Genomic DNA, 7671 nt, shown 5'->3' with positions numbered 1-7671 from the left:
CTGTGACAGAGCACAGCCTCCGCGCCCGCGACATTGCGAATTCCCTTTCTTCTAGCGGCACAGCGGCCCTTGACGTCGCTGAATACATTACTCTCGGTAAACTCTCCACCCCTGGGGCACCGATGGGCGTAAACACGGAAATAGAGGCTCCTCTTGTCGTTCCCCTGATCGGTCGCGGCAATATCGTAATCGAGGCGGACCACGCTGATTCGCGGCGCCTCGTTGAGTGCATCGTGTGGGAAGCCCTCCGTGGCACTGCGCCCGGGCAGCTGGATATCATCGGGTACGACCCGAAGCTAAGGTCGGTACTCGCCCCCTTCAGTGCACTTCGCAGAGTCTCGGATGAGAGCCTCCAAGTACTCAATCGCCCTGCAGAGCTCGATAGCACCGTCCAACAACTGGTAGCAGATGTCCAGCGCGTCAACGAAACCCTCCGCGGGGTCAGCGGTTCGCTTGTCGACTTCCGGCGCTCAGCCGGGCATCCCGTAGAGCGCTACCGCCTCGCGGTGCTCTTTGACTATCCCTCGGACATGGATGAGCAGTTGCACCGTCAGGTGATGGCTCTTGCCAAAGCCGGGCCGGACGCCGGCCTCAGCTTCGTCTTCGTTTTACCGCCCGCCGGCGAGATCAGGCCGGACTGGTGGCGAGAGAACGACATGCACGCGCTCGGCAGCGTGCTCCGTCAGGATGATGAAGGGCTACGCTGGACAACCCATCCCAAGTTCCGCGTACGGCTCGCCGGGGACGATGCCACCACGATGGTGAAGCGTGTGGACGAATTAGCCGCCAACGCGAGCAACGCCTCTGCGCCACGGATACCCTTCACACGGGTCCAACCCCTCAACCCTACCTGGACGTCGTCTAGCGCCGATCGCCTCGAGTTCACCTTCGGCCTTTTAGGACCATCCACTGTGACAGTCATGCTCGGTGACGAGCAAGACCAGCGCCACAACATACTCATTACCGGAGCTGTCGGGCAGGGTAAGTCGAACCTCCTCAAGGTCATTATCCACAGCCTTGCCCAGCGCTATTCTCCCGAGGAATTGGAACTGTACCTTTTAGATTTCAAGGAGGGGGTCACGCTTTACCCCATGGCTCCCACTCCGGGTGCACCTGATTTCCTTCCCCACGCCCGCGTTCTCGGACTGGAAAGTGACCGCGACTTTGGGCTGGCAGTGCTCCGCCACATCGAGGGAGAGTTCATGCGCCGTGCAAAGCTGTTCCGACCATATGGCGACAGCATCAGCCGATACCGTGCCGCCGTGCCGGATGCCGTTATGCCTCGCATCGTCGTAGTCATCGACGAATTCCATATGCTATTCGAACCCAACGACAAGACCTCCGAGGCGGCCGCCCAATTGCTCGAAGCAATCGCCCGACGAGGCCGGTCATACGGGGTCCATCTGATCCTCGCGTCTCAAACCATCTCAGGTATGGCGGCCCTGATGGCGCGCGAGGGCGGCATTTTCGCTCAATTTCCCATCCGCCTTGCCTTGAAGAACGCCGTGCAGGAGTCCTTCGCCACGCTGGGCAGCGGGAATGATGCGGCGGCACGTCTCCGCGCTCGTGGCGAGGCCGTTCTCAACCTCGACTACGGCCACATTGACTCCAACCGTCAGGTTGTCGTAGCAGGCGCAGATGACCAAGAACTAGCCCAACTACGCCATGGTTGGTGGGAAGCGTCACGCTCCCGGGTCCAGGCCCCGGTCGTGTTCGACGGCAGCCGCAGGATCAGAGCAACAGACGCCGTGCCCGCCCTTCGTGGCCTTCGCCGTAGAGCTCTAGCGAATCAGGGCGCGCCGGCCGCATTGATTGGATACCCGATCAGTGTCTCCAGCAAAACTCTTACTGTTTCCTTTGGAGCCGAGCCAGGGCGCAATTTAGCTATCCTTGGCTCTGGGGAAGATGTGAGGCAAGTCTCAGCAGGCGATGAGCCAGTGAACAACGCGATTGGCGTGCTTCACACCGCTGCGCTTTCACTCGCTCTCCAGCATCCCGAGGGAACTGCCGAGTTTATAAGCCTCGAAGCTCTTGATGGCGCAACTCTCAAACGCAACAATCATCATCGCTGGCTCGATGCGATGACCACGATCGGATATCCGGTGGAACGGGTCACTCGTGATGAAATGGCCGGATTTCTCCAAGAACTTGCGTCCGAGGTCCAAACAAGGGATAACAACGCGCCCCCGAAGTACCTCCTGGGCTTTGGTCTTGACCGGGCCACAACCCTTGACACCCCCGATATGTTCTCCCACCGGCCGTCCGAAGATCTCCAACAAATACTCAGGACTGGTCCTGCGACACGAACCCACCTACTCGGTTGGTGGGCTAATGCAGCAACCTTCAAGTCGCATATAGGTTTCGGAGGCGAGGGATTTATCGACGCCATGCTTATGCTCCGTATCGACCAAAGCACAGTCCAAGAACTCCTGTCCTCGCCGTTCGTCACCTGGTCGGTGCGGGACAACCGCGGACTCTTTGCCGACCGCACGCAACTTCCCGAGCCGACCACGGTGATTCCCTTCTCTCCGCTCATCGCCCGGGACACCACCGAGCTAGGCAAGACGGAATGGGAGGTCTCACCATGAGCCCTCAAACGTCCAAGGCGGCCGCTGAGCTATTCGCAGGCTATGAAGCTTCCCTAACTGCCCTTCTAGCCGTCCCCGACCAAGTAACTAAGGGCCTGGCGGACGCAAAGCGCGACTCCGACGAGGCCCACAAAGCTGCTGACGATATTTTCCAACGCCAAAGCGCTCGACTGGCCTCACTCCTCAAGAATGCGCAGGCGCGCTACGACGGTGCCGTATGCTCCCTTAAAGAACACAGCGTCATCCTCCCCTCCCAAGTGCGTGCCGAAAGCGAGGTGGAGGGCGATGAGCAGGCTCTGAAGCGTGCGGTCAATGACCACGTCGCGGCGGTCACCGCCGTCGACGCGCAGGTGCGCGAGGCAAAGGCCGCAGCAGAGCGCGCTGAGGACAACGCCAAGCACCGTGCCGGAGCCGCGCGGAAGGCCAACGAGGCACTTCAGGCACGCCAGCAGAAGCTCCGCCTTGAACGCGAGGCTGCCGCTGAGGCAGCGCGGCGTACTGAGCACCAAGCCGCAGTCCGTAAGCGCCGTCTTATCCTCGGGATGTGCTCCGGAGGTTTCGTGCTAGCGCTCGTTATTGTCCTAACCGTATTTAGCCTCAACACGTAATTAAGGAGAACAAAATGTCCCAGCTCAGTTCCGTCAAGCAGCAGCTCACCAGCATCTCCACGGACGCCAAGTCCACAGCATCAGGCCTTGCTGGTTTCAAGTCGAAATTTTCCCAGGCAACCAACCAAGTCTCGGCAACAATAGGCGGCACGGCCTCAGGCGCGGACAAAGAGATGATCCAGACACTCCAAGCCGCTGAGAAGCAGCTCGATGCCGCGATCACGGCGCTGCAGCAGGCGTCGCAGTCCGCAAGCAAGTTTGCCGCTCAGCTCTAGCACGCTCCCGGGATAGGACAGAACAAGGAACCTTTACTAGTGGCGAACTTCTCGTGAGCAGTCTCCAAGATGTGCTGACCTCACTCGAAGCCATAACCCTAGATGCCGAGCGACATGCTGCCGAGCTTGTACAGCAGGCACGCCATCTAAACGCCGCCGCGTCTCATGCAGCGTCAGTGACGCGCGCAACGTCACGCGGCGACGGGCGCGAAACCGCCGCCGCACTTCATTCCGCCCAACGAGCAGTCTTCCAAGCTGCTCAGCAGCTCCATCAGGCCGCGATCGCCGGCAGGGGCTTCCTCCAAAGGCAAGGGGCCGCCGCGGCCGACACAGCCTCGGGTACAGGCGGAGACCCGATGGATATTCCAGCGAGATCACCGGAACCGTCCCTTCCCGCCGGGATCGCCTACTCGGACGTAAGCACTCGCCCTCTCTTTGGAGATGTCCCCTTCGGTTACGGCTCCGCCCAGCAGGGACAGCTTTGTGACTGCTTCCTGATCGCAAGCCTCTGCGCCGTAGCCGGGACCGAGTCTGGGACCCTCCGGAAGAGCCTCACGCGCCGAGCGTCTGATGGCCGCATCACGTGCGGCGCAGATAGCCACGAGGACACCCTCCCCACAGATGGAAGCGGTGACATCTATGGCACAACACCCGACGGGAGCTCCTGGGTAGGACATTTAGAAAAGGCATACGCGGGCCACCTCGGCGGTTACGACAAGCTGGGAGAAGGTGGTTGGCCGAGCGCCGCACTGCAGTGGATCACTGGAAGAGAGACACGAACCATAGAAACCGCAACCCTCGACGAATCTGACCTCGCTTCCGTTATTTCCTCCGGTCGACCAACGGTGGCGACCTGCAGCGGGCCACCCGGAAGTAACGCTGCCCTCGCCCGCGAATATCAAGTCGTTTACCAAGGCGCCCACGCCTACGCAGTGAAAGGAATTGACGCCGACCGCAACGTACATCTTCATAATCCCTGGGGGCAGTTTCACCCGAAGCCCATGTCTATCGGTACCTTCCGGGAACTATTCTGGCGAATAGACACTTGCTGAGCACGAAAGGCATCAACACTATGACCATCGAACTTCTAGCTGGCATCCCAAATATGGTCGGAAACGCGCAGGTCTTCATCCTTGGCTCAACAAGCCAAGGGGTTGACCTCGGCATTGTGGCAAACGGAAATGAAGCCTCGCCGAGGATTTATGCACTTGGAGAGTTGATCACCATAGGCGGGGACACGTACAAACTTCTAGAACTCGCGCCTATCTCGGCTGAGCTGCCCGGTTCCGCGCCCGGCACCGGCTCGGGGCAGGTGGTGGCCAAAATTCAACGCGTAACGCCCACGCCGCTTACCCGATCAGATGACGGGCCATCCCAAATGTAACCCCCTACGAACCGAGCCCGGATCGACTGTCAGCTTGGAGTCTAAGACTCTTCAGCGGACACGTGCAGGAACTGCTTTCCGGACCCTATTCTGACGAGCTTTTCCCCCTGCCCGACGTCAGGTTGGGGTGTACTTCATCTAAACCACTAGTTGCTCGCCTGACGAAAGGAGACTAGCCGCGCGGTCATGCCCATGGGCGATTCTTCCTCATGGCGATCGGGCCGATGCTGTCCGTATCTGGCCTGGTCAAAGGCATAGGCATTGGGCATGCGGGGTCTTGCCGCTAACGGCGGGCTAGCTGCTACTCGACGCGGGAACGGTGGCCGTTTTTCGGACTGCCAAGTGCGGCGTTCGATTTCGCGCCCAGGTTGTTGCTTTCGTTCGATTCCGTCAACGGAAGACCTCGACTTTGTGAACCGCCGTTGGAGCTGTGGGCGGCTAAGTTCCAGGATTTCGTAAGAGGGTTCAGAGAATAACTGGAAGCTCCACCCCGAGGGCACGTCCTCCCTTGTCAGATGGTTATGACGTCAGCTTTGGTTGTCCGGGGCCAGGGTCCTGCCGAGTCATTTCCGGTGCCGGTCGAGGACGAACAAGAGTTCGTCCCAGCCGAGCGGGCGGTAGCGGTGGGAAAAGCCGAGGCGGCTGTAGAGCTGGGGGTAGTGGCGGAAGCGTTGGTCGATGCCGGGCATGCTGATGAGGGTGTCCCCTGGCGGGTGTGGTCGTGATCTTCGCGGAGAAGTTCCAGGGCGGTTGGGGTGAGGCGTTCGGCTTCGTCGATGATCAGCAGTTCGACAAGTTTGGTGGTGCCATTCATGATGCGGGGGTTGTTGTGTCGTCTCGGTGGAGATGGCCATCGATGCAGGACGCGATCCGGCCCTGTGAGCGGTGGATTTCTGCCAGGAGTTCCTTGGGGCGGCAGAGCACTTCGGGAGTGTAGAAGACGGTGCGGGCGCGGTTGCCGAGTGAGAAGTGTTTGGCGTCTTCCTCAGAGTCGCGGGACCGCCAGTCTGTTATGTAGGGCGGTCAGGCGTTGACGGTCTGACCGGTCCTGTAGTCGGCGGCTGCATACACGCCAAGGATCCGCGCTTCGGTGGTGAAGAAGTTAAGTTCCTCGAGGGCAAGTTTGAGTGGCAGGTCCTCGGGGTGGCCTTCGACGTCGGCCATGAACATGGTGGCGGTGAACTCGTTGCCCACCAAGTAGCTTTCCAGCCGGGTCATGTTGACGCCGTTCGTGGCGAAGCCGCCCAGCGCCTTGTACAGGGCTGAGGGGACGTTGCGCACCCGGAAGACAAAGCTGGTGACTGCCGGTCCGGGAAGTTCGTCCCGTGCCGGCAGTTCCGTTTCGCGGGCCAGGACGACGAACCGGGTGGTGTTGGAGGGGTCGTCCTCAACCCGGGAGGCCAGCACCTCAAGGCCGTAGATCTGCGCGGCCAGCGGGGGAGCGAGGGAGAGCTTGCGGGGATCGTTCCACTCGGCCACTTCCCGCGCGGAGCCTGCGGTGTCACCGGCGATGACCGGCTTGAGGCCGTGCTCGCGGATCAGCTTCCGGCATTGGCCCAGGGCGTGGATGTGGCTGTGCACCTCGGTGGCGCCCTCAATAGTGCTGCCCGGGATGCCCAGCAGGTCGAAGTGGATAGGCAGGAAGAACTCTCCCACGATCTGCAGGCTGGACTGGGGCAGCAGGATATGGATGTCCGCCACCCGGCCGGCGATGGAGTTCTCGATGGGGATCATGGCCAGGTCCGCTTCGCCGCTGGACACCAGCTCGAACGCGTCCTCAAAACTTGCGCACGGCACGCTTTCCAGCTCGGGGAACATCTGCTTGCACGCGATATTGGAGTTGGCGCCGGGCTCACCCTGGTACGCAATCTTCTGGACCATGATCCGTATGGTTTCACGCCCGGCGCCCGCAGACCCAACTAAGTAGCGCTAAGTGTCGTTTGAACCCCTCAAAACGACACCAGCGCTACTTAGTTGGGGTGGAACGCAGTGGAACGTGCGCGTGGCGCTGCCCCGACCTCAGCTAACGGACAGCCTGGCGTTTGTTGTCGGCAAGTACTTGAGTATCCCCGCGTCGAACCCGCCGGACGCCGCTGTTCTCCTAGACGTTGACAAGCTGTCTCCCATCAACGCAACTTCATCCGCACCACTTTTACAGGACCCCCGGATGAAAGACTACTAACGAAGACTGGGAATCCATGGCCCGCACGAAGTGGCCCTCCTGCGGATGCAGGCCGTCGTCCTTGCGGCTCAGAATGGCCACATGGAGGTGGGAGACGGGCTCGATCAGGAGGGTCCGCAGCCCGGATTTGTGGGCCAAAGGCGCCCATGAGGAGGGCATGACAGCATAGCCGACGCCGGCTAGGACCAGCGGCAAGGCGGACGTTCGATGCGCGACCTCAACGACGATTTCGACGTCGCCCCCGGGGCCAAAGCATCATCGACAAGCCAGCGCATCAGGAGCCCCCGTTGGCTGGCAATCAGCCGGTAACCGGTGGGGGTTCACGATCAGAATCAAAGGCTGGCGCTCCAGCTCCAGCACGCGAATGCCAGGCACTCGGATTGGGTGAGCCCGCCAGCCCGATCTCGGTGCTGCCGCTGCGGACGGAGTCTATGACTTCTTCCTGTGTGAATCCTCTCAGATCCCACCCTGATACCCCGAGGGGAAGGAATCCGGACTTTGCGAATTCGATGGGGGCGATGGGTAGCTATGTCACGGGTGGTGACTGGGTCGACGTCGAAGAACAAGAGAAAGCTCCGTCTGCAGGCTAAGTCCTCCCACGTCAGGCACCCATTGACGTCAGGTTTGGGTGCAC

8 protein-coding genes are annotated in these 7671 nt (G+C 60.8%); 5 read left to right on the top strand and 3 right to left on the bottom strand.

The window, feature by feature from the left end; translation table 11 throughout:
* From QFZ57_RS21265 to QFZ57_RS21250, 5 genes are all read left to right on the top strand, one after another.
* Nucleotides 1–2588 (top strand): FtsK/SpoIIIE domain-containing protein (locus tag QFZ57_RS21265; protein WP_306901904.1); only part of this gene is annotated, 2588 nt, incomplete at its 5' end.
* Nucleotides 2585–3196 carry a hypothetical protein gene (locus QFZ57_RS21260; protein WP_306901902.1) on the top strand — a complete coding sequence of 204 codons (612 nt, stop codon included), beginning with the start codon at nt 2585–2587 and terminating at the stop codon, nt 3194–3196. The genes QFZ57_RS21265 and QFZ57_RS21260, both read left to right, overlap by 4 nt.
* 14 nt (nt 3197–3210) lie before the next feature.
* The gene (locus tag QFZ57_RS21255; RefSeq protein ID WP_306901901.1) at nt 3211–3471 is read left to right on the top strand and encodes a hypothetical protein; all 261 of its coding nucleotides are present in this window, start codon (nt 3211–3213) and stop codon (nt 3469–3471) included.
* Between the two features lie 356 nt (nt 3472–3827).
* Nucleotides 3828–4523 carry a C2 family cysteine protease gene (locus QFZ57_RS21670; protein ID WP_373461330.1) on the top strand — a complete coding sequence of 232 codons (696 nt, stop codon included), beginning with the start codon at nt 3828–3830 and terminating at the stop codon, nt 4521–4523.
* A 20-nt stretch (nt 4524–4543) separates the two neighbouring features.
* A complete protein-coding gene (locus QFZ57_RS21250; protein WP_306901899.1) occupies nt 4544–4855 on the top strand; it encodes a hypothetical protein in 312 nt (103 codons plus the stop codon).
* A gap of 563 nt (nt 4856–5418) precedes the next feature.
* On the opposite strand, the gene QFZ57_RS21245 is transcribed toward QFZ57_RS21250, so the two are convergent.
* The 3 genes from QFZ57_RS21245 to QFZ57_RS21235 form a co-directional block, all read right to left on the bottom strand.
* Nucleotides 5419–5544, bottom strand: a complete 126-nt coding sequence (locus QFZ57_RS21245; RefSeq protein WP_306901897.1) for a hypothetical protein — start codon at nt 5542–5544, stop codon at nt 5419–5421.
* A gap of 334 nt (nt 5545–5878) precedes the next feature.
* Nucleotides 5879–6736, bottom strand: coding sequence for a prephenate dehydratase (locus QFZ57_RS21240; protein ID WP_306901896.1), 858 nt, complete (start codon nt 6734–6736; stop codon nt 5879–5881).
* 271 nt (nt 6737–7007) lie between these two features.
* Complete coding sequence (locus tag QFZ57_RS21235; RefSeq protein WP_306901894.1) at nt 7008–7232, bottom strand: hypothetical protein; 225 nt, start codon at nt 7230–7232, stop codon at nt 7008–7010.
* Nucleotides 7233–7671: the final 439 nt, after the last annotated feature.

This window comes from Arthrobacter sp. B1I2 (assembly GCF_030816485.1).
In the GTDB taxonomy this organism is placed as follows: Bacteria; Actinomycetota; Actinomycetes; order Actinomycetales; family Micrococcaceae; genus Arthrobacter.
Note: the sequence above shows the minus strand (reverse complement) of the source record. Positions and strands in the feature narration are given on the sequence as shown.